Annotated in this window: 19 protein-coding genes and 1 pseudogene; 14 read left to right on the top strand and 6 right to left on the bottom strand. The window is 45.2% G+C overall.

Annotation, left to right across the window (positions count from 1 at the left end):
- Positions 1-115: 115 nt before the first annotated feature.
- Together VR7878_RS13530 and VR7878_RS13525 are read right to left on the bottom strand one after the other, a co-directional pair.
- Positions 116-544, bottom strand: coding sequence for a GNAT family N-acetyltransferase (locus tag VR7878_RS13530; RefSeq protein WP_077336622.1), 429 nt, complete (start codon positions 542-544; stop codon positions 116-118).
- 314 nt (positions 545-858) lie between these two features.
- The gene (locus tag VR7878_RS13525; RefSeq protein ID WP_077336621.1) at positions 859-1,803 is read right to left on the bottom strand and encodes a D-2-hydroxyacid dehydrogenase family protein; all 945 of its coding nucleotides are present in this window, start codon (positions 1,801-1,803) and stop codon (positions 859-861) included.
- 255 nt (positions 1,804-2,058) lie between these two features.
- On the opposite strand from VR7878_RS13525, the gene VR7878_RS13520 reads away from it, so the two are divergent.
- The 4 genes and pseudogenes from VR7878_RS13520 to VR7878_RS13505 all read left to right on the top strand — a co-directional run bounded on the left by VR7878_RS13520 (position 2,059) and on the right by VR7878_RS13505 (position 4,613).
- Positions 2,059-2,571: a hypothetical protein gene (locus VR7878_RS13520; RefSeq protein WP_139344091.1), complete on the top strand. Its 513-nt coding sequence runs from the start codon at positions 2,059-2,061 to the stop codon at positions 2,569-2,571.
- A 332-nt stretch (positions 2,572-2,903) separates the two neighbouring features.
- Positions 2,904-3,185 (top strand): annotated as a pseudogene (locus VR7878_RS21630) (type VI secretion system PAAR protein); the annotation flags it as partial.
- 215 nt (positions 3,186-3,400) lie between these two features.
- Positions 3,401-4,204, top strand: coding sequence for a polymorphic toxin type 44 domain-containing protein (locus VR7878_RS13510; protein WP_077336618.1), 804 nt, complete (start codon positions 3,401-3,403; stop codon positions 4,202-4,204).
- Positions 4,194-4,613 (top strand): hypothetical protein, encoded by a 420-nt coding sequence (locus VR7878_RS13505; protein ID WP_139344090.1) that lies wholly within the window; start codon positions 4,194-4,196, stop codon positions 4,611-4,613. Before VR7878_RS13510 ends, VR7878_RS13505 begins: the two co-directional genes overlap by 11 nt.
- Before the next feature lie 170 nt (positions 4,614-4,783).
- Here the strand turns inward: VR7878_RS13505 and VR7878_RS13500 are convergent, their stop codons facing one another.
- Together VR7878_RS13500 and VR7878_RS13495 are read right to left on the bottom strand one after the other, a co-directional pair.
- On the bottom strand, positions 4,784-7,822 hold the full coding sequence (locus VR7878_RS13500) for an AAA family ATPase (protein ID WP_077336616.1): 3,039 nt from the start codon (positions 7,820-7,822) through the stop codon (positions 4,784-4,786).
- Positions 7,823-7,831: 9 nt separating this feature from the next.
- The gene (locus tag VR7878_RS13495) at positions 7,832-8,965 is read right to left on the bottom strand and encodes an exonuclease SbcCD subunit D (protein ID WP_077336615.1); all 1,134 of its coding nucleotides are present in this window, start codon (positions 8,963-8,965) and stop codon (positions 7,832-7,834) included.
- A 576-nt stretch (positions 8,966-9,541) separates the two neighbouring features.
- Here VR7878_RS13495 and VR7878_RS13490 point away from each other — a divergent pair.
- From VR7878_RS13490 to VR7878_RS13465, 6 genes are all read left to right on the top strand, one after another.
- Entirely contained in the window at positions 9,542-11,800 is a 2,259-nt protein-coding gene (locus VR7878_RS13490) for a two-partner secretion domain-containing protein (RefSeq protein WP_159440469.1), read from the top strand.
- A 70-nt stretch (positions 11,801-11,870) separates the two neighbouring features.
- A complete protein-coding gene (locus tag VR7878_RS13485) occupies positions 11,871-14,705 on the top strand; it encodes a DUF637 domain-containing protein (protein ID WP_159440468.1) in 2,835 nt (944 codons plus the stop codon).
- Positions 14,706-15,021: 316 nt separating this feature from the next.
- The gene (locus tag VR7878_RS13480) at positions 15,022-15,666 is read left to right on the top strand and encodes a hypothetical protein (protein WP_077336612.1); all 645 of its coding nucleotides are present in this window, start codon (positions 15,022-15,024) and stop codon (positions 15,664-15,666) included.
- Entirely contained in the window at positions 15,609-16,118 is a 510-nt protein-coding gene (locus tag VR7878_RS13475) for a hypothetical protein (protein WP_139344089.1), read from the top strand. The genes VR7878_RS13480 and VR7878_RS13475 overlap by 58 nt, the downstream gene beginning before the upstream one ends.
- A complete protein-coding gene (locus tag VR7878_RS21500) occupies positions 16,021-16,422 on the top strand; it encodes a DUF6531 domain-containing protein (RefSeq protein WP_306345804.1) in 402 nt (133 codons plus the stop codon). Before VR7878_RS13475 ends, VR7878_RS21500 begins: the two co-directional genes overlap by 98 nt.
- On the top strand, positions 16,423-17,034 hold the full coding sequence (locus tag VR7878_RS13465; RefSeq protein ID WP_077336609.1) for an RHS repeat domain-containing protein: 612 nt from the start codon (positions 16,423-16,425) through the stop codon (positions 17,032-17,034).
- 197 nt (positions 17,035-17,231) lie between these two features.
- On the opposite strand, the gene VR7878_RS13460 is transcribed toward VR7878_RS13465, so the two are convergent.
- Together VR7878_RS13460 and VR7878_RS13455 are read right to left on the bottom strand one after the other, a co-directional pair.
- Positions 17,232-18,002, bottom strand: coding sequence for a DeoR/GlpR family DNA-binding transcription regulator (locus VR7878_RS13460; protein WP_077336608.1), 771 nt, complete (start codon positions 18,000-18,002; stop codon positions 17,232-17,234).
- 136 nt (positions 18,003-18,138) lie between these two features.
- Complete coding sequence (locus VR7878_RS13455) at positions 18,139-18,945, bottom strand: HAD family hydrolase (protein WP_077336607.1); 807 nt, start codon at positions 18,943-18,945, stop codon at positions 18,139-18,141.
- A 177-nt stretch (positions 18,946-19,122) separates the two neighbouring features.
- Here VR7878_RS13455 and VR7878_RS21625 point away from each other — a divergent pair, with 177 nt between their 5' ends.
- From VR7878_RS21625 to VR7878_RS13435, 4 genes are all read left to right on the top strand, one after another.
- Entirely contained in the window at positions 19,123-19,404 is a 282-nt protein-coding gene (locus VR7878_RS21625) for a LacI family DNA-binding transcriptional regulator (protein WP_077336606.1), read from the top strand.
- A 6-nt stretch (positions 19,405-19,410) separates the two neighbouring features.
- Positions 19,411-20,004, top strand: a complete 594-nt coding sequence (locus VR7878_RS13445) for a sugar O-acetyltransferase (RefSeq protein ID WP_077336605.1) — start codon at positions 19,411-19,413, stop codon at positions 20,002-20,004.
- On the top strand, positions 20,004-20,522 hold the full coding sequence (locus VR7878_RS13440; RefSeq protein WP_077336604.1) for a phosphoribosyltransferase: 519 nt from the start codon (positions 20,004-20,006) through the stop codon (positions 20,520-20,522). The genes VR7878_RS13445 and VR7878_RS13440 overlap by 1 nt, the downstream gene beginning before the upstream one ends.
- Before the next feature lie 301 nt (positions 20,523-20,823).
- Positions 20,824-20,982, top strand: a 159-nt coding sequence (locus VR7878_RS13435; RefSeq protein ID WP_077333472.1) for a transposase, incomplete at its 3' end; no start/stop codon positions are given.

The following is a 20,982-nucleotide window of genomic DNA, read 5'->3' as shown; positions in this document are numbered from 1 at the left end:
GCTCATCAAACGTAATCAGATTATTGAGAAATAGCAGAATCTCTTATGTGCTGTTATGTATATTTGATACAAAAATCTGGGTCAGATTCTATTGCTGCTTACGTTTTGTTGCGGTTTAATCGAGTGATTTAAATAAATACTTTGGCGATTCTACATACCCTTGCCGGTCATAAAAGCGGTGTGCATCCACTCGTCTGAAATTGCAATGAACTTCAATGCGATCACAGCCGCGCGCTTTCGCAATATCAACAGCGTGAGACTCAAGCATAGCCCCGACACCCTCACCCCGGGATGTTTCAGAGACACAAAAATAACTAATGCGGCACAAATCTCTGGGCAAAGCAAGCTGTGGAATAAAGTGCAGAGAAATAACACCAATCACCACATTCTCTTTAACAGCGATCAGGAGAACATCGTCGTCATGGGAGATAAGTTGAGTGATTCGGCTTTCAATAAATGGTTCTGTACCGGGGTAACCAAGTGACCCGAGTAGTGCTGCGATGGCTGCTGCGTCAGATATCGTTGGCTCTTGAATATCGATCATGAATTGCATCCTTTCTTTAACTATAAGACCTTTTCCAGTGATGGAGGGTATCAACACAACCGGGTGACGGAATATATTATGATTTAGATTGTTCGGTGATCAATGAACTGACACAATTCGTCCCAATTCTGATCAATGAGAGTTAAATTTGGTCGTGACACTCATTTATGTCTTCATTCATTCAGAACAGAATTAAAAAAAGAAAACTAGTTCGTTATGAAGAAACCGACTTTCTGTCGCTGAATTTCTGCTGGAGAGCTACACGCTAAGACCCGCCAGCAGGAAAATCATACGGTGATTCCCGGTCGTCGAATTTATACCGTCTCTTTCAAGTACGCCAAAATGTTCTCAAAAGCGATTTTGAAATATAGCTCATAACTGTTTTTCTCCACATAGCCAATATGAGGGGTTGCGATGACGTTTGGCAGTGAGAGTAACGGTTCGTGATGAATTGACGCAGGTTCAGAATCAAACACGTCAATCGCAGCTTGTTTAGTCGGAACCGCACTAAGCTCGTTGTATAGCGCTGATTGTTCAACCAGCTCCGAACGACTCACGTTCAGAAAGAGGGAATCCGGTTTCATTTGTTTTAAATCGTCAGCGGTAACACACGCTCGTGTGGCATCATTGAGACGTAAATGCAGTGAAACAATATCCGCAGTGGAGAAGAACGCTTGCTTTGACGCCGCAGCTTCAAAGCCGTGTGCTTGAGCGAGTGCCCGGGAGTGCTCACTGCCCCAGACGACAACGGACATTTCAAATACTTTCGCATATTGAGCGATTTTCTGTCCGATATTCCCGTAGCCCCAAATCCCGAGTTTGAGTCCCTTTAGCGTGCGTCCTAAACCAAGTTCACCAGCGTTTTGCCATTGATTGTTTCTGAGGTTTGCAGCATAGGCCGGGATATGGCGACTGGCAGCCATCAGCAAGGCCCAGCACAATTCAGCGGGGGCTACCGGTGAGCCCCGTCCTTCTAACACAGTAATCCCATATTTCTCGCACAATTGAACATCAATATGCTGGCTCACTTTGCCTGTCTGACTAATCACTTTGAGACGGGGAAGCTGAGCAAGCAATGATTCAGTGATGGTGGTACGCTCTCGAATCAAAACAAGTGCTTCGGTGTCTTTGAGTCTGGCAACCAACTCTGGCTCAGCATAGGTTTCGGTTAAAACGGTCACGTCATGCGCTGACAATAATTTGAAACAATCCAAGGTTTTGACCACATCCTGATAGTCATCCAATACTGTTATTTTCACGCAACGCTCCTTGTTATTTACGTATCGACCGGTCGCTTTATTTTCCCTTTTACTGGGAGGCAATCACCAGCGTCCATCATTGATGAACATCGCTATACAGTCAACTGTGGTAGCAGCGCCTCGCATGATTAGCCCTGCTTGCTCAAGCCCTTCAGTCGGTCGAGGCCGTGAAACGAGAAAGGTTAGAGAAAATCGCTTTTCAAACTGCTATGTTATCAATGGGAAAAGAGAGAACCTTCTGGGAGTGTGTTTACAATGCTTTATAAGCAAGTGCGTTCTAAAATAATGCGTGTTCAAAACTGGCTGATGATAGTGCTGTGTTTTTTCAGCTATTCAGCCAATGCGACATCGATACATGACTATTTACGGCAAAAAATGCTGACAAGTTATGACAATTTGAACGTGAAGATCGAACAATGTCGCCACAAAAGAGCAAAAGTGGCTAAAGATGATATTAAATCGGCTTGGTTGTCTTCACTGTCTCGGGAAAAAAAAGTGATGGTCGTATCTATTTTGAGTGAAATGGCAAACGATCAATGTGTCGCAGAAGAGAAGGCTCGCTATAGCCAAGATTTACTGAATTATGTCGCAGAAACCGGAGATAAAACAAGATTAGATGAGTGGCTAAAAATTCAGAAAACATATCGGCCGCAAGCATTGGAATCGGAGTTTCAGCAACTGGACATGCAGCGGATCGAAAAATTATCGGCGCAACCCCCGTTTAATGCGCCATTTAATCCGTTGCAACTGATGAGCGTGTATCAGTGAGTCGTGACACTTAACTACGAATCTTAACCGTCGATCCGGTCAGTGAGGGCACGACATCAATCCGCAATGCCATTTGTTCTTTCAGACCTGCAACGTGGGAGATGATACCGATCATCCGCCCGATTTATTGGGCAATGGTACGACACGATCAGTCCTAGCTTTGATCTGTTCAGATTGAATCGGATAGGGGCTTAATCATTAAATGAATAAGTGATAAAAGTTTCTGACACCATCTCTCAAAAAATAAAACTAGTTGCATAATTGAGTTGTTGGATTGTGTTCAATGTGATATTTGAAAATATCATTCATAGTTATTGGATCCAATAAAAGTTATGGCTAAAGCTGTTCGTGTCGGAGACACCGGAACTGCTCATGATGGATTTCCACCAACACCTGTCACTTCCGGCTCTCCCGACGTTTTCATGGATGGTATTCCCGCTGCTCGGGTCGGGGATCCTCTCGAGTCACATTCCAAACCAAAGCATCCACCTCACGCACGAAAAATATCATCGGGTTCTTCTACTGTGACGATTAACAACAAACCAGCAGCGATTACAGGCGGTTCGGTGAATTGTGGTGGGGTAACAATGGGGGGTGGTACGGTTAATATTGGTGATGAGGTTCCACAACCACAACTGATGAAAAAACTGCATGATCGTGCCTTTATTATGAAAGATGAAACGGGACAACCGCTTCGGGATGTGGAATATCGTATTGTTGTTGATGGAGAGATAATTGCTCAGGGAAAAACCGATCACAGTGGACAGTTACCCGTTACAGATACAGGTACTCAGCCGAAAAAAGTCCAAATATTTATTAAGGAAATATAATGTCAGATACATCGGGCTGGGTACTGAAAAAAGAGGTTGTCTCGACCCCCGCCTCTACGCTTGATCCAGTGTCTATTTTGTTATCGTGTCAACATTCAGATGGTGCCTTACTGGTCGCTGAGTACATTATTGGTGAAATGAAAACCAATATTCAGAGTCAGACTTGTGAAACGATTCGATATTTGTTGGATTATAAGTATAAGCGGCTGAAGGAATGGCAGCAATTACCGTGGTATAAACAATTGTTTGTACCTATGCCAAGGCCAGACTTGATTACGGCAAGCGCATTGTGGCTCGAAAAAGTATATAAAGGGCATTTGTGGGATCATAAGCCATTAATTCGTGATAACCCAAGTTTAAAAGCTGTTGCTGTACATCGTAAATTATGGACATTAGCGAAAGTACGAGCATATCGGCAAAATAAAAAACCTAATGATAAACCACCGACTGACTCTAAAAGTTATTGGCATAAATATAAAAGACATGATTATTTTTATGATATTTGGTCCAATGTACATTATGGCTATGTTGGTTTGGCTTGCGGTTTTAGCCAAGAGCTTTTGTTACGAGGTGCAGGCGGAGCACAGTTTCTCGATAATATGACCACTTCGGGCGATGCCCCGGATGATGTGATTGCTGTGAAGGTTGGTTTCAAACTATATCAGGATTACGGTGATTCGTTAGCAACATTGACCCCACCGGAGTTAATGAAACGGTTGGAGCAAGCGAGTTTTTCTGACGCAGCTCGTGACATTCATTTATGTTTTCACCCCCACAGAAAAGAATTAGAAAATGAAAGCTAGTCCAGTCAAAATAATTCGAATGATTCTTTTATTGATATGTATCGGTTTTATCGTTGCTTTTTTCTTTCCGAAACGGATGTACATTCATTACAACAACCCAGACAAGCCGATACAGGTTTGGCTATATCAGTATGACGATACATCAGAAATCAAAGATGTTTCACAAGGGTCAGTGATGTTTGTTATTAAACGGCCATGGCTAGCGACTTTTTTCTCACCGGATATTTTGGCCTCAGTCAGTTGGTCTTACAAAAATCAGCGTTCAGTGATTGATGCGCTGGATATGATCGCCGAAGAAGGGCAACCTGATTTACACAATGTGTGTCGATTGGATCTCTATCTTGACGACCATGCAAAACTGCTTCGCTATGAAGAGACCGACTTTCTGTTTTTGAATTTCTGTTGGTGAGTTTTTGGCGATAAAACGGGAAGTATTGCCCTCTTGCGACCGAAAAATAAAGAACCGTTAGGGCGTGTATCTACCATGCGTATGCAAGCATGAAGGTGTATCAGTGAACCCTAATGACACTCAAATGTACCATTAGGGCAATCATGACTCAGCTGATGTTTCTCCTGCGCTTAACGATGCACTTTGACGATTGATCCGGTCAGTGAGGGCACGACATCAATCCGCAATGCCATTTGCTCTTTCAGATCTGCAACGTGGGAGATGATACCGATCATTCGCCCGGTTTGTTGCAGATCAACCAGCGTCTGGATCGCCAGATCAAGCGATTCCGGATCTAAGCTACCAAAGCCTTCATCAATGAATAAGGTTTCCAGCCGGATACCACCACTGTATGACTGAACCACATCAGATAAACCTAAAGCGAGCGCCAGTGCTGCCATAAACGATTCACCACCGGATAGTGTTGCCACATCGCGGTTTTTACCAGTGTAACCATCTTCCACCACCAGATCAAGACCGCGACCGGCGATGCCTTTGAATCCTTCGGTTTTCCGCACCAGCGTATAACGCCCTTTGCTCATTAAACTCAGCCGTTGAGAAGCCTGAATCAGAACGTCATCGAGTAAGACCCCTAGCACGAAGCGATGCAGGCTGATCCGGCTCCCTGTTTTACCGCTGGCGACGTCATAGAGGGTGCCGTAAACCTGATACTCTTTTTCCAGTTTGGCGTTTTGCTCGTGCAGTTGAGCAATATCGTGACGCACTTTTTCCAAGCGTTCGAACGTTGAGTAGATCGTATCAAGCTGCTGACGGGCATTGGTATAGGTTTGTTGTGCCTGATTCAGGGTTATATTCAGCGCTTCCAGATCCGGTCTTTGGGCATCTTTCAAGGCTGCGGTTAAGTCAGCCAGCGTCTGTTCCAGACGCGTTTGGGTCTGTTTGAATTCATCCAGCTCTTGCTGCCATTGCTGGATTTCCTGCTCAGTGCACAGACTGGCGAGATAGTGTTGCTCATCGCGGAAATGGCTGTCTGCCAGCGCTTGACGCCATTCGGCTTCTGCCGCTGTCAAGCGCGTTTGTGCCTGCTGGAGTAACTCCTGATTGGTGATGAGCTGACTGTTGAGGTTCGAACAAGCCAGTGTCGCTTGTTGTAGTTCAGTCTGTGCCGTGGTCAATGCTTGATTGAGAGTGTCGATCTGTTGCTGTGTGGTGGTGATTTCTTGATTAACCTTAGTGACACTGTCACGCTTGGGGTCGATTGATTCGCTGAGCTGACGTAGTTGCTCCTGATTGGTACTCAGCCGTGAATCGTTAGTGATGATTTGTTGATGGAGTTCGGCCAGTTTCGTTTCACCGTCTTCACAGCGTTGATTGAGTGTTGTAACGGCTTGCGTCATTTGTTCCAGATTGAGCGTCGATAAATATTGCAGTCGCTGATGTTTGACTTGTAAATCTTGTTGGAGCTGCACCGGCTGGATTGAGGCTTGCTCACCGAGCTGCGTGGTTAACTCATTCAAGCGCTGCTCGGTCTGGCTAATCAAGGTCTGGTGTTGTTCGAGCTGAGCGCAAAGCTGATGATAGTGCTGCCATGCCTGCTGCTGTTCAGCGCGGACTTGGCGGATTTGTGCTTTGGTGACTTCAGTATCGGTCAAGACCGCAGGAGAAGGGTGCTCACAACTGCCACAGACCGGACACGCCTCACCGGGATGTAGTTTTCTGGCCAGAATGGCCGCTTGTGCACTGTGCCACTGCATTTCTAACCGGTCAGCTTGTTGTTGTGCCGCTTCAAAACTCTGCTTTGCCTGTTGGATGGCAGCGGTCTTTTGCGGCGTCTGTTCCACCGCTTGCTGATACTGTTTTCTCAGGCTTTCAAGTTGAGTGAGATCAGTGGCTAAGCGCTGCATGCGGGCAATTTCTGCTTCAATGACGGGCTTTTCAGCGAGTTCAGCTTGTGCTTTCTCGAATGCTTGCCGGGCTTGCTCCGCTTCGCGGAGCAGTTTTTCTTTATGAGCAAGATATTGAGTCTGGGTTTTCTCAAGGTTCTGCTTTTGGGTGATATTTTCCGCGATTTTATCTTCGAGAGCCTGTTTTTCCGCGAGTTTGGTTTTGAGACTTTCTAACTGATAGACCGTTTTCGTCAGCTCAGGAATCTGTTTGGCTTGTTCAGTCGCTGCATCGAGTGCAGTTTGCTTGTTGTGCTGTTCAACCTGCGCGGCGCGGTGTGCCTTTTCTTGCGTGATGATTTTCTGTTGAAACTCGTCTACCTGCTTGACGGCATTGCTCCAATTGATATGAGGCAGTTGGATTTTGGCCGCATTGCGTGCGGTCTCCAGTTGTTGTTGCCGTGCAGTTATGTGCGGACTTTGTTCGAGATGGGTACTGAGTGCCGATTGCGCATGGTTGAAGCGATCAAAATCCTGGTTGAGCGCCTGTGCCTTTTGAATCTCAGATTTGATCTGATTGAGTGCAGACAGCGCGTTCTGTTCTTGATGACGAGCCGCTTCGAGCTGTTGGCCAAGCTCAGTTTGTTGCTCGTCGAGTGCCTGTTCAGAGGTGGCACCTGCCACTTGTAAAGCGCCGCGGATCTGGTTATCGAATTCGTTTTTAGCCTGACTGATATCACTGGCTTTATCTTTGAGTGCAAATTCGATTTTTTTATAAATATCGGTCTGAAACAGTTGACCGAAAATGGCTTCCCGATCTTTAGAGCTGGCCAGTAACAGCTCGCGGAATTGCCCTTGGGGCAGCACCATCACCTGACGAAACTGTGTTTCATTGAGACCAATCAAAGTTGTCACTTCCGTTTTCACCTGCGCGGTTTTGGCGGTGATCAGTTTCTCTCCGTCGGTTATGTTATACAGCGCTGCGCTATGCTTGCGAGTGGTTGTCCCTTCGCCACGGCTTTTGGGAACGGGTTGCTCCGGGCTCCGGGTGACCCGGTAGACTTGATCGTGCAGGGCAAAAGTCAGGGTCACTTCTGTCGGGGTATCGGCGCTGGCGAGATCACTGCGCATTTGCGTGCCCTGACGTTCGTTGCCGGTGGTTTCGCCATATAGTGCAAAACAGATTGCATCCAGAATCGAGGTTTTACCTGAACCGGTCGGGCCATTAATCAGAAACAGCGGGTGACGCCCCAGACGGGTAAAATCAATCTGTTCGGTTTTAGCAAACGGGCCAAAGGCCTGCATGGTCAGTTGTAATGGTGTCATGGATGTCTCTTACTGCCGGGTCAGTTGGTTGATGATGTCGCTGATAGCGCGATCTTGTTCTGCCGATAATTCGTTATCTTGCACTTCAACGAAGAAATCGCGAAACATGTCGATCTCACTGCGGGCCAGTCTGGCGGGAGCCATGGCTTGCTCAATACCAATTAACATCCCCGGTTTTTCCAAATGCAGCACATTGGGGTAGACGGTGCGGAGTTTTTCCATCGGATTGAGAATGGCGTGCTTATCTGTCAGCCGAACCAGCAAATAATCGTGATGCTGAGGATCGGTTTTGCCCTGTTCAAGAATGGTGTTCAGCTCACCTTCAAGGATCCGCATTTCATGCGGTGCGGTCAGTTCGACTTGTTCGGCAGAGACAAACCCGTCGTGATTCAATTCAACCAGAGTGAACCCTTTTTTATGATACTGCTCACTAAAGCTGTACTTCATTAAAGAGCCGGAATAGCGAATATGCGCGGCGCCTTTGTATTGGGGCTGATGCAAATGGCCGAGGGCGACATAGTCAAAATCAACAAAATGTTCATGGCTGACCCGATCTGAGCCCCCGATCGAGAGTGGTCTTTCGGATTCGGACTCAATTGCCCCATCGACAAAACAGTGACTGAGAAGCACCTGTTTTTGGGTGGGAGAAACCTGTTCGCGAACTTTTTGGGTCAGTAACTGATGGGCTTCATCATGCGTGGAGACTGAAGTCTGAAAAGCCGCACGCACGGTTTCAGGATCACTGTAAGGGATGCCGTAGAAAGCCACTTCACCGGCAGATGGACTCTCAAGGATAACCGGCTCCAGCATTTGGTCAAAATCACTGATAATGTGCAAGCCGGCGTTTTTCATCTGTCCGGCACCGAAGCCGAGCCGTTCTGCACCGTCATGATTGCCCGGGATGAGAATCATAGGTGTCTTGAGTGTGCCACAAATTTGATTGATGATTTGATTCAAGAGTTCGATAGCAATCGTTGGCGGCACGGAACGATCATAAATATCACCGGCAACAATAACTGCATCAACCGGATTGTCTTCAATAAAAGCGACCAATTGTGCTAACACGGCGCGTTGATCGGCAATCAGTGAAACGCTGTGAAACTGGCGGCCAAGGTGCCAGTCTGAAGTATGGATAAATTTCATCAGTGTTGATTTCTTGAGTCGTGAGCCAGAGCGGCACAGGTAAAGTTCGGAAGACCAAAGCGTAGCTTATCCGAGCTTAGCTGCAAAGGGAATGGTATCGAACTATCGTTGTTAAACTTTGACGTGCGGGTCGAATAACGTACTGAGTTATGCCATGGATACACTTTATCGGCTATCGGCAGTTGAGCTGACTGATATCTGTGCTCAGGATAGATAATCCGCGAACGGCTCAAGCCGTCAGCAATTACATTTATATATCATTTGAATAAATGTAATTAAGCAGTAATAAACTAATTTATGAATATATTAGTGCTGACTCTGATGGATTGTGTTTTTATAATGCCTGATAGCTATTTTTGTACAAAAAATTATTATAAATGTTCACTTGTTGAATTTGATATCAGTGATATGATTTGCTTGCTGAAATTGACATTTTCATGACATGGGAAAAGTTAATTCGTTAGGGTTTATCGTGTTCTGATAAACATTTTCATTTAAATATAAAAATATATCTGAATCGTAGGTATCACATTGGCTAATATAAATAGGAAACTGAACGCCGGATATGGGGCTTCAGTGAAATCCGTATGGCTCATTATTTGTCTCTCTCTGGTTTCGATATGTCACTCGGCAGTGGCAGCGATCAATGCAAAAGATGAAGGGAGCCGTGCTGATCAAACATCTGTGCTCAATCAATCCGGTCAATATTATGTCCGGATTGCGAAGGCAAATGAGCAAGGGGTATCGGTGAATTACTTTAATACGTTTAATGCGCAAGGAAAAAATATTGTCTTGCTCAACTCGTTAGTCATGAACCCGAAAATTGGTCATTCTCCGGCTCAAACGATCGTATTGGTTGTCGAGCAAAATCAACAGGCAAATATTCAATCGGTTCGGGTTGAAGGACATGCGGCAGATGTGGTGCTTGTCGCTCCCGGTGGGATTGAGTGTCAAGGCTGTTCTATCGAGAATACCGAGCGGGCGACGCTTGCAACCGGTACCGTGCAGTTAGTGAATGGCGAACTGACGGGGATTGATGTCAGCGGTGGGACGGTCACAATTAACGGTAACGGGCTGACGGCAACCGATTTATCGTTGTTAGATATTGCCGCAGGCCGTGTCTTGGTTGATGGCCCGCTACGTACCAATATGAAAGGCAGCCTTTCAACTCGCAATCATCAGGAAGTGAAAGAAATTGATGCCGGTGGTAATTTAGAAGTCTCGAATGGTGACGTGCAAATTATTGTGGGTAAAAACCATTTTCGTTATACCGACCGTCGGTCTGATGCGCATTATCAACAGTTTAATCGCAAATCTTATCAAAACGCATCAAACGCCTTAGAGATCACCGATAAAGGTCGAATTTCAGTCGGTAACCTTCACCTTGAATCAACCTATGATTTAGGGTCTATTTTGATCAACGGGCTTATTAAAACACAAGGCAACTGGACGTATGTCGGCCGATATAATGAACGCAGTATTATTCCTTTAGAGTCGGTGTCGATTAAATCGAATGGCAATATCTATTTGTCTGAGCAAATTATTGCCACCAATAAAGTTGATGTTGAATCTACCCGGGCGATTCATATTGCCGCATTGTCTGCCGGCAACAACTATTTGCTGGATAGTATTCAGGGGGCTGAGATCAACGTTGTTGCAGTCAGTGAAATTAAAAACTTTGGTGCAATTTCCGGCGAGTCTGTTTATTTTACCGGACAGAGTATTGTCAATGAGGGGGATATTGAAGCGACGCGTGATCTTTACTTGAATGGTCAGACTGGAGTGAAAAACCAATATGGCGGGATTATTCTGGGTGAGAATATTGAGCTCACGTCTCAGCAGGATGTGATCAACGGTCAATATTATCCGTTCAAACCGGCTGAAATATGTGCAATGCTGCGGGTGGTTCATAGTTCTCCTTCGATTGAAGTCGGTGGGAAATTAGCCGTGCCGCCGTTTAAAGGATGTGGCAAAGTTGCCGCAAAATCTCTGAGTGCTTATATTTTAGGCCAGAATATCAAGGTGATTGCTCAGAATTTTACCAATGCCAACCCTTATGAAGTTTCAAGAAACAGTTATACCGATCCCGAACTCAATTTAGATCTGGCTCAGAGTGAGCAAGTGGTGGTTTCTGCCGAATCGATTATGGACATCCGGGTGAGAGAACGGTTCTGGAATATGTCAGCCGTTGCCGAATCCTGGACGGGTAATGTGATTTTACAAGCTCCGATCATCGATAATGAACGCTACCATATCTGGGCGGATACCTACGAAAAAGTGGACGGAAATCCAAACGGCACTCATACCAATCAACATATCCAATACCTGAAGGTTTTATCCCCGCCAGCGAGACTGAATGTCGGTCAGGATCTGATTCTGAACAGTGATATGTTCAATAACGAACATAGTAGTGTTGAAGTGAAGCGCGATGTTTCCGGCTCGGTCAATAAAATCTGGATGGAAGGGCTGAAAATTCGGGATATTTTTGAACATACCACCGTTACGCAACATTCAAAACGTTACTGTAGTAAGCGTGTATTCGGCCACTGTATTAAACATAAGCGTAAACATTGGACGACGTCCAGCGTTGCGCTGACCAAGAATAGTAAGACTGCTGAGTATCCATTTATCTTCCTCGTTGACGGACACATTCATGAAGGCTTTGGCAGTGAATACAGCATGTTGCAGAACATCACTTTCGGCCCTAAAGCGACAGCTTATGATCCCAAGCCGATGCCCCAACCGGTGAAACCCGGAAAACCTGGAAAATTCGTTCCGATTACCGCCAACGACGTGACCTTCTTCGTCCAAAATCCTGATTATAAAGGGGATTAATCATGGTCTATCGTCATGTATTCGTGAATATAAATGTAATTGAATGACTCAGAATCAGGTAAATCAAACTATGAAAAAAAATCAAATACCGTCGTGGCAGCGCCTGACTTCTTCTACGCTGTTACCGATACTGTTTACCCATATGGCTTTCCCGGTTTATGCCGCGACTCAACAGCACATTGCGCTGGACTTGATTACCAATGCGGTGTCCAGTTCGGCACGTTATGAACTGAAAGAGCAAGTTCAGGATTATCTGTATAAGGGGGCGATTGAACAAAATGAATTGGCTGTTTTTGACGGATTCGGATTCTTCTTTGAGCAACTCAAAGCCAGTTATCCTGCGATGTTATCGGCCTATCATGGTAAAGACACAACTTTGAGTGATATTCCGGCGCGATTCGGGACACCTTATGTCGAGCGTGGTGTGATCCGCCAGCAAATTACCCAGTTGCTGAATAAAAGCTGGATTACGGCTCCCGGTTATTCCAGCTATAACGAACAGACCAAAAAGTTGTATGAAAATGCCGTCAGTTACGCGCAGTCTCATGCGAAGAAACTGGGACAAACGTTAACTGCCGATGAAATCACTCAGATTCCCGCAGATATGGTGTGGCCGGAAATCCGTGTTATCAATGGCCGTGAATACATGGTGCCGTTTGTTTACTTAACATCAACCACGATTGCGAACCAGAAGATCTCTGAATCAACACTGGCAGCCGGTTCCGCCAGTATCAAAACCGATACTTTTGTGGTCAATGACGCCAATGTTCGTTTTAAGCATGATGCCTTACTGGATATTACACGTGACTTTATTAATACCAAAGGCAGGGTGTCAGGCAGTGAACTGACAATTCGGACCGGTCGTGAACTTCAGAATTTATCCGGTACGATTACCGGTGATGATGTATCACTGATTGCCAATAAACTGGTGAATGACACACTAGTGACGCGCTTTGACTACGGCCACGGCTATTCTGAGCATTTTGATCAGATTGGTTCAATTGTGTCCTTGGGCGATTTGAATATTCGCACGGCTTCAGATGTGGTCAGTCATGGTGGACAGTTCTCTGCACAGGGAGATTTGCGGATTCAGGCGCAAGGCAACGTCATTCTTGTGCCGCAGAGTGCAAAAAGCGAGCGGGCGGAATCCGGCAGCCACTGGTCTGACAGTGAGTCGTCACTGGTGAACTTACAAACGCACCTTTCTGCTGTGGATACACTGTCGCTAATCTCAGGTGGCGAGGTTTATATTGAAGGCGGTGTGCTGGAAAGTCAGGGGCTGCTGGAAGTTCTGGCTGCGCATGGGATTACGCTGAAAAGTGCTGCGGACATGAAGACCTTTGACCGTCGTTTTGAAGCCGATAGTGGTGGCTTATTCGGCAGCAAGGAGAGTGAATCGGAGAGTAAGACCGAGTCTAAAATCGTTAAAACCCTGCTCAAGGCAGGCCAAAGTATGGTTCTGCATACCATTCAGGGCGATGTGTCGTTAGAAGCGGTTACCGTTGATAGTCAGGGACTGGCTAAAATCATTTCTGATTATGGTGCTGTTGATTTTAAACTGGCTAAACTGCTTGAAAATTATAGTTATGCGAAATCTTATGACGGGGCATTAGCGTTCCGCCATCAAGGCCATGGTTATCAGCGAGAAGTGGCGTACTATTCTGAGTTCGTCAATTCTGGTGGCATCATGCTCAATGCATACAGTGGAGTGCGCATTCAGTATGCCGGTGATAAGCATAATCTGGACACAACACTGGCAACACTGGCACAAACGCCTGAATTATCGTGGATGCTGAATGTACGTAATGATCCGTCGATCAACATTGACTGGCAGCAAGTCCAGTTGGTGATGGAAGACTGGGATTATGACCAGTCTGGCCTGACACCGGCAGCGATGGCGATTATTGCGGTGGCAATGGCGGTTGCGACCAGCGGTGCCGGTATGGCTGTGATTGGGGGCGAAGGGCCGCTGTATACGGCAATTAATGTCGGCTTCAAGTCTTTGGTTTCACAGGCAACCAGCAGCCTGATGTCGAATAAGTTTGATGTTAAAGCAACCTTGAAATCTCTGTCGTCTAAAAAAGCGTTAATTTCACTGGCGACATCGATGGTGACTGCGGGTGTGCTCAAAGGGGTTGATACCCACTTCTTCACCGAAGGTACTGATGCAGCGAACGCGATTCAGGATGCGACATCAATTGACATTGTCGGTAACAGTATTGAGGCACAAATCATTCGTTCCGTTGTCCATTCGACGGTCAGTATCGGGATTAATACCGTGGTTCAGGGCGGTGATCTCGGTGATTTCGGACAGGCATTTTCGACCAGTTTTGCATCTTCGATGGTATCCATTATCGGTAGCTCTTTGTCTGAGAAAATCAGTGATGCAGCGGGTCATAAAGGGGTTACTGAGACCAACCCGAGTGGTACACCACAGATTGGCGAAGCAGCCAAGTATATTGCTTATGCGTCGTTAGGGTGTGGTATCGGTACTTTCACTTCTTCTATCAGGGGTGGTCAAGTCGCTGATATGGCTCTGGGATGCGCGTCGGGTGCAACAGGTAGTGTCATCGGTGAATATGTGACTGATCAATACGGTGACGTGATTCTAAAAGGGGAACGCAAAGTAGAAGGATGGACCAAAGACCTTTTAGGGAGCGGACTGCTTTGTCCGAAACGGATCAAAAAATTAGTGAAGACCTTACGTCAACAAGCGATCAATGTGCCTCGTTATGCGGCTTCAGTGGCAGTATATGCTTTTGGTGATAAAGGGATTAGTGCCAGTAATGCGGATAATGTGGTGAAACAGAATGCGTTGTATCTGCTGAAGTTCGCGTTTGATGAAGATAAAGCGACTGACGATAGTAGCAGTAGTGATGCAGATGACGATTCTTGTCTGATCTGATTCTTGTCTAATCTAGTGACATCTGCTGTGATTTGGTGAGGTTAGACCCTCCGAATCTTTGACAGTCACATCATATCAACACAGCCGGGATTAACCTCCCGGCTTTTTTATGGTGATGTCCGGCTGTGATTTGATGTTGGAATCATGGTCGACTTTTCTGTTGTTGAATATGCACTTATGTGCATTTTGCGGCACAATAAGCGAATTATCATACTTCTTTCATACTTTTATCTACCTATGAGCGATAACAAAAAAGCCGACTTGCTCTCCAGTGCAGAGGCCGCTACCCAGAACTTCTCGACCGATAATGTCCTCGATGGCGGCTGTGTTTATCCGCTATCACTATGACGATGACAAACCCGTACCAGAAGCTGAATTTGTGCTGACTGACAGTAACAAAACCGAGATTTCGGGCAAAACCGACAAGCAGGGCATGTGCAAAATCCAGAACATGGGCTGCGGCGGGTTTGAAATTTTGCTGGGTGAAGGCAGTGATGAATTCAACCCCAAAGAGGTGGCAGAAAACAATCCCGTGATTCAGGCTAATCCCGAATATGCGGCCAAAGCTGGTGAATACTTTGCGCTGTATACCCTGCTGAGTCGGGAGGGATATCTCACTTACGATGAATCCGGTAGTTCCGACAGTTTTGTTGATGTTGATCGCAAATGGTTCACTTGGGTCGACAGTGACTACAAAGAAGCCTATGACCGCTTTTGGGAGCTGGATAAAGAGATTAATCACGGGCCTAAAGAACTGAGACAGGCGGTTAATAAAATCCACCATAGTCTGGCCGGAGAAATGGCCGGCATGGCGCAGGACAACACGGCTATTTTGCTGTTTTGTGAAATTGCGCTTGGGTTTGTGCCGGTGGTCGGGCAGGCGATGGACTTGTATGACTTAGGTTGCCGGGGCTGGGGGATGCGACCAAGAAAACCGGTAAAACTATCATTGATGCACTGAAAAAATCGGATTCACGGGTCATTCAACAGGCGATGAAAATGTTGCGCAGCTTGTCGAACGGTAATCTGGTTAAGTATCTGAAAAAGTTCGGTGGCTTGCTGTCTGAGTATGCCAACAAAGCCAAAAAATTACTCAATGACATTATTGACGGGCTGACCAAGGCGATTAAGAACAGTAAAAGCTGGGCAGTCAAACTACTGAGCAACTCGTTTGAAATGCTGGTTGATGCGATGAAGTCGCTGGAAAAGAAAATCGACGAAATGGTCGGTAAGATCAGTGACAAGGTCGATGAATTTATCGATAAAGTTATTACCCGTAAAACCGGTACACCACACCCGAAAAATACCGTAGTAGATGCAGATAATCTCAATGCAGGGAAAGAGAGGATGCATTCGGATTCGAACACGCGAGCAGCTAAGTCAGAGAGGGCGAAAAAAAACAGGAGGGTGTAGAGCAGAAGCTGATGGGTGGACCAGAAGGGGAGATCCAATTGACCTGAATACAGGGAAAGCATTTGAGGAGCGGCAGGATTTTATATTGACGGGCATTTTGCCACTGGAGCATCAACGTTATTATCATTCAACAGGGCTGAAAGAAACGGGTCTGATGGGGAGTTTGTGGCGCAGCAACTGGGATATCTCACTGACTATCGAAGGGATACAGGCAACCTTTACCGATACCGACTATACCCAAGGCGTATTTGAGCTTCCAGAGCCGGATGAAGCAACAACATCTTTGATCAAACCTCAATGGTGATTGCTTCGGGGGAAAAATGCAGAATTACTGCTCAGACATAAAGATGGTCTGATTTATCATTTTGGTCATGCGATTGGCACAACCTTGCGTCTGTCCCAAATATCTGATGCTTACGGTAATACCATTCGGTTTGCTTATGAGCGTCGCACGCTCAAATGGGTCATCCTCAGTGATGGACGGTTGGTTGAGGTCAAGACCGAGCGTAACCGTATGACACAACTGACGCTGTGCGAAGCTGACCGGACACCGCTGCGGGAGCTAGCCAGCTATAAACTACGACAAATCCGGCAGGCTACTTTCCGTGCGAGGGGAATCCGCTACGATGATGAAAAACATATCCATTATTACAAAAGTGCTTTCGGTGGGATTGAAACTTTCCATCTGGATGAGCGTAACCGACCTTATGCAATTGTCGATGCGGCAGGCAATCGGTTGGAGCAGCAGTGGCAGGATGGCTTGCTGGTGGCTGAAACCAATGCACTGGGAGAAACGACAGCCTACAGCTATGATGCATGGGGGAATATCACCACAGCAACTTTGCCGGATGGTACCGTACACAGCTATGGTTACAACGAGATCATATCCACATTTTACCCATTTCTCTGTATCTAAACGACCTTACCGGTTGTTGATAATCTCTCTAATCCATTTGGTCTCCAAAATGCAATGCTCTCTCGCAAACGCACTTTTGCCCATTCCTTCTCAGGATTGTCTTTTGCTCAGCGTCTTAGGTTGCAGTTTGTTTGACTTAATTCAAATTATCCGAATGACAGTCTGCATATCAACTTTAGAAGTCTTGCCATTTCCTGCTACGTAGGATTGCTGGTAATGACGGTGCAATCTAATTGGCTAAAATAGTCTTTTGCTATGGTATTGCTTGGAGAGCAGATCAGGTAATCAACGTCTTCAGATGTCATAAACGGGTATGAGCCTAATGCCTCTATTTTGTCCTCAGTACACAGTGCAACAATAGCTCCAGCTTTGGAGACAGCATGGCGTTTGAATTGACTATCCTGATAGTGAATAGCACTGAACCCTGCTGCTGATGACCAACCACAAATCCCCATAAAGCAGAGATCAAATCGAAATTTGCTTAACGCTTCTACGGCTGTAATGTCTATGGCACCGCCAACTGCATAATTCAGTTCACCACCAATAAGAATGGTGCGAATATACTGTCTTTCCAGCAATCGGGTAGCTATCGCTGGACTATTTGTCACGACTGTTAAGCCGATATCGTTAGGTAACAGGCTTGCGAGCAACATATGAGTGCTGCTCGCATCTAAGAAAATGACTTGTTCGGCTTTGATAATGGTTAATGCGGCGAGCGCCAGAGCTTGTTTTTCGCTATTTCTATTTTCTAAACGTTGCTCTTGTGTACCTGTTGGCGGTACGAGAGACAATACCCCACCATGAATTCGTTTACACAATCCTTCATTAGCAAGAAAACGTAAATCTCGACGAATAGTCGCTTCGGTCGTTCCAAGTCGAGCGGCTAAATCGGTCGCCATTACTTTATTATGAGATTCCAGCAAATTCAGGATTAACTGATGACGTTCTTCTGGTGAAAATTTTTCCATTATCATTTTCTATTCAAGATCTAAGGCAACCATTATAAACAAACAATCTTTATGTTCACATCTGTTCATTTATTGTTGTCGGATTTAAAGTCTTTAAGTGGTTACGCCTTTCGTCACGCCCGCTTAAAGAAATAAGTTATGATTTTCTTTGGAGTGCCAGGAACTGTAATATTGTGTGCATTACACCATCTTCATCATTTGACCTAGTAATATAATTTGCAGCTGCCTTTGTCTCTTCAAAAGCATTACGCATCGCAAAGCTAAAACTAGCGCGCTCCATCAGTTCAATATCATTGAACCCATCTCCAAATACCATAGTTTCAGCTTTTGTCGCTCCGACGATGGATTGTAGCTTTTCAACAGTACTGCCTTTGTGAACGCCTCTATTCGCAATATCAATCCATGCAGCTTCAGAGACTACGACATAGGCTTGTTCGTCAAAGTGAGAGAGTTGAGGCCGGATTGTTGGACACTGTTTATTCTCGTCATATACAGTGATCTTAACGAAATCAGAAACAATATCTTCATATGAATCGACCAGTTTTACCGCAGAATAAGAACGTCTCACTAAAGCGTGTAAATGCTCCGGTGTATCTCGTTTGATGGCAGCAAATTCAGGGGTACATGCAATCACAATATGCGAACCTTCTATAGCTTCTAATTGCCGAATAATATTAAGCCCTAACCTGCTGTTGAGTAGAGATTGATAAATAAACTCGCCTTGGTGCTTGATACGAGTCGCACTGTCTCCGAGGATCCAAAAATCTTTGCTTTGCTCGCCGAATAGCTCTTCAACACGTTCAACTTGCTTACCTGTACAAGGGGCGAATTTCACTCCATGCTCCTGCATACTAGTGACGACTTCCTGAAACAATTCGCGGTTGTAATCCCCATGACTGTTTAGAAATGTGCCATCCATATCAGTGATAATCAGTTTAATCATTTCGTGTTTCCCATTTATTTACTTGGTTTCACTAAAAGTGATGAGAACACAAATGAACACAAACATCAATAATCAAACATAAACTTTGTTTAAATGTGTTCATTGATGTTTGTTTTTGTGTATACTTCTTCCGAGTAGTATTTGATGGCTTGACGCAATAAAGATTAGTCAATTTATATGGAGATCTGTGTAATGGTAACAATGCAGAAAGTCGCAAATTACGCGGGAGTATCTTTGGCAACTGTTTCAAGGGTCGTGAATGGTCGAGGTGTTTCACCCAAGCTTAGTCAACTAGTCACAGTCGCATTGGATGAATTGAGGTATCGCCCCAATGCGTTCGCCAGAGCACTTACGACGAAGAAGAACGCTGTGATTGGAGTTATTATTTCTCAAAGTCTGAATCAAAATCCTTTGATAACAGCATTCATCTCATCATTTCAGTTTTTCCAAATAAGGTAATGACTAGTGGACGAATTTCAGAAAATGCTCGCTGGAGAGCTGTACAACCCAAGTGATAACAATTTGAGTCTAATGCGTGCCCGAACAAGGAAATTGATTGATAACTTTAATCATTCTTCTTTTGAAGAAGAACAAAGCCGTTTGAAGCTTTTGAAAAGCTTACTGGGCAAAGCGGGTAACAATATTTCGATTCATCAAAACTTTTATTGCGACTACGGCTGCAATATTTATGTTGGCTCCAATTTTTTCGCCAATTACGATTGCGTCATTCTGGATTGTGCCGAAGTACACTTTGGCGATAACTGTATGCTGGGACCTCAAGTAGGAATTTATACCGCGACACATCCACTTGACCCAATTGAGCGAGCCAGTGGGCTAGAGTCTGCAAAGCCAATTCACATAGGAAATGATTGCTGGATTGGTGGGCATGCGACGATAAACCCGGGTGTCACTTTGGGTAACAATGTGGTTGTTGCCTCTGGAAGTGTCGTCACTAAGAGCTTTGGTCACAACCTGGTCATTGGTGGTAATCCCGCTCGCGTTATTCGTGAACTTAAATGCTCATCGGGTACGACTCCAGAAGAGAAGGAAGCGAAATAATGAAAAACCATTCCTATGTTGGTGAAGTAGTGTTGAATGAAGTTAAGATTCAAGAAGGTGTAAAACGGGTTGCTCAACAGCTTAATCAACAATTTGATGATGCTGTCGTGATTACCGTCGTCCCTGGTGGAATATTATTTACGGCTGATCTTGTTCGCCAGTTATCCTTTGATATCAGTATGGATTATATCTCTTGCCCTCATATTCCTGGAGATAGGAACAATCGCTCTGAAATTGTGTATCACCAGAACATCAACGTAACGGGAAAAAATGTCATTTTGATTGATGATGCGATTGAATCTGGAGGTACTATGAAGCGCCTGACTGAGCATTTGAGCAACAATTTTGACATTAAATCTTTATCAATAGCAATTCTGTTTGTGAAACCCAGTCGAGTAGATATTCCAGTTCCTCAATACTTTGCTTATGAAATGGATAATGACGAGCTGTTAGTCGGTTATGGCCTACCGTGGAAAGATAAGTCCCGCAACCTACCTTTCATATCTAAAGTGATTTAATTTCTACCAGACACAACGGGCTTTTCTTTCTCTCTGAAAAGCCTATGCCCCTTTTTAATTTAGTGCTTCTGTAAACCTCCCCTAATTAGTTGTGTTCATAATTAGAGTTTTCGACTTGTTCATTCTTCATATTCCCATGGTGTCAGATCATTGAGAGCATCATGGGGACAGTCGGAAAACTTCAAAGTAAGGAATGACTGTTACTACTTGTGTTTGTTGCAGTATCTCTGTAGTGGTACGGTGAATTTGGCCACCTGATTAGAGGTGTTAAAATACACCTCATAGCATGACAGGTGAAACTATGACCAAGCGTACCAGACGCACTTTCAGTGCGGAATTCAAACTCGAAGCAGCGCAACTTGTTCTCGATCAAAACTACACCGTTGTTGAAGCTGCAAAAGCCATGGGTGTTGGTAAATCGACAATGGATAAGTGGGTAAGGCAGCTCAAGCAAGAAAAA

The sequence above is a fragment of the Vibrio ruber DSM 16370 genome (genome assembly GCF_900163965.1).
GTDB lineage: Bacteria > Pseudomonadota > Gammaproteobacteria > Enterobacterales > Vibrionaceae > Vibrio > Vibrio ruber.
The sequence above is the reverse complement of the archived record's forward strand: the minus strand, read 5'-3'. Positions and strand labels throughout refer to the sequence as shown.

Coding starts and splice junctions, on each gene's coding strand:
- VR7878_RS13460 (WP_077336608.1), bottom strand. CDS start 18,002: ATGGAAAAATTTTCACCAGAAGAACGTCATCAGTTAATCCTGAATTTG.
- VR7878_RS13500 (WP_077336616.1), bottom strand. CDS start 7,822: ATGACACCATTACAACTGACCATGCAGGCCTTTGGCCCGTTTGCTAAA.
- VR7878_RS13495 (WP_077336615.1), bottom strand. CDS start 8,965: ATGAAATTTATCCATACTTCAGACTGGCACCTTGGCCGCCAGTTTCAC.
- VR7878_RS13455 (WP_077336607.1), bottom strand. CDS start 18,945: ATGATTAAACTGATTATCACTGATATGGATGGCACATTTCTAAACAGT.
- VR7878_RS21625 (WP_077336606.1), top strand. CDS start 19,123: ATGGAGATCTGTGTAATGGTAACAATGCAGAAAGTCGCAAATTACGCG.
- VR7878_RS13520 (WP_139344091.1), top strand. CDS start 2,059: ATGCTTTATAAGCAAGTGCGTTCTAAAATAATGCGTGTTCAAAACTGG.
- VR7878_RS21500 (WP_306345804.1), top strand. CDS start 16,021: ATGCAGATAATCTCAATGCAGGGAAAGAGAGGATGCATTCGGATTCGA.
- VR7878_RS13440 (WP_077336604.1), top strand. CDS start 20,004: ATGAAAAACCATTCCTATGTTGGTGAAGTAGTGTTGAATGAAGTTAAG.
- VR7878_RS13505 (WP_139344090.1), top strand. CDS start 4,194: ATGAAAGCTAGTCCAGTCAAAATAATTCGAATGATTCTTTTATTGATA.
- VR7878_RS13485 (WP_159440468.1), top strand. CDS start 11,871: ATGAAAAAAAATCAAATACCGTCGTGGCAGCGCCTGACTTCTTCTACG.
- VR7878_RS13530 (WP_077336622.1), bottom strand. CDS start 544: ATGATCGATATTCAAGAGCCAACGATATCTGACGCAGCAGCCATCGCA.
- VR7878_RS13480 (WP_077336612.1), top strand. CDS start 15,022: ATGGCGGCTGTGTTTATCCGCTATCACTATGACGATGACAAACCCGTA.
- VR7878_RS13510 (WP_077336618.1), top strand. CDS start 3,401: ATGTCAGATACATCGGGCTGGGTACTGAAAAAAGAGGTTGTCTCGACC.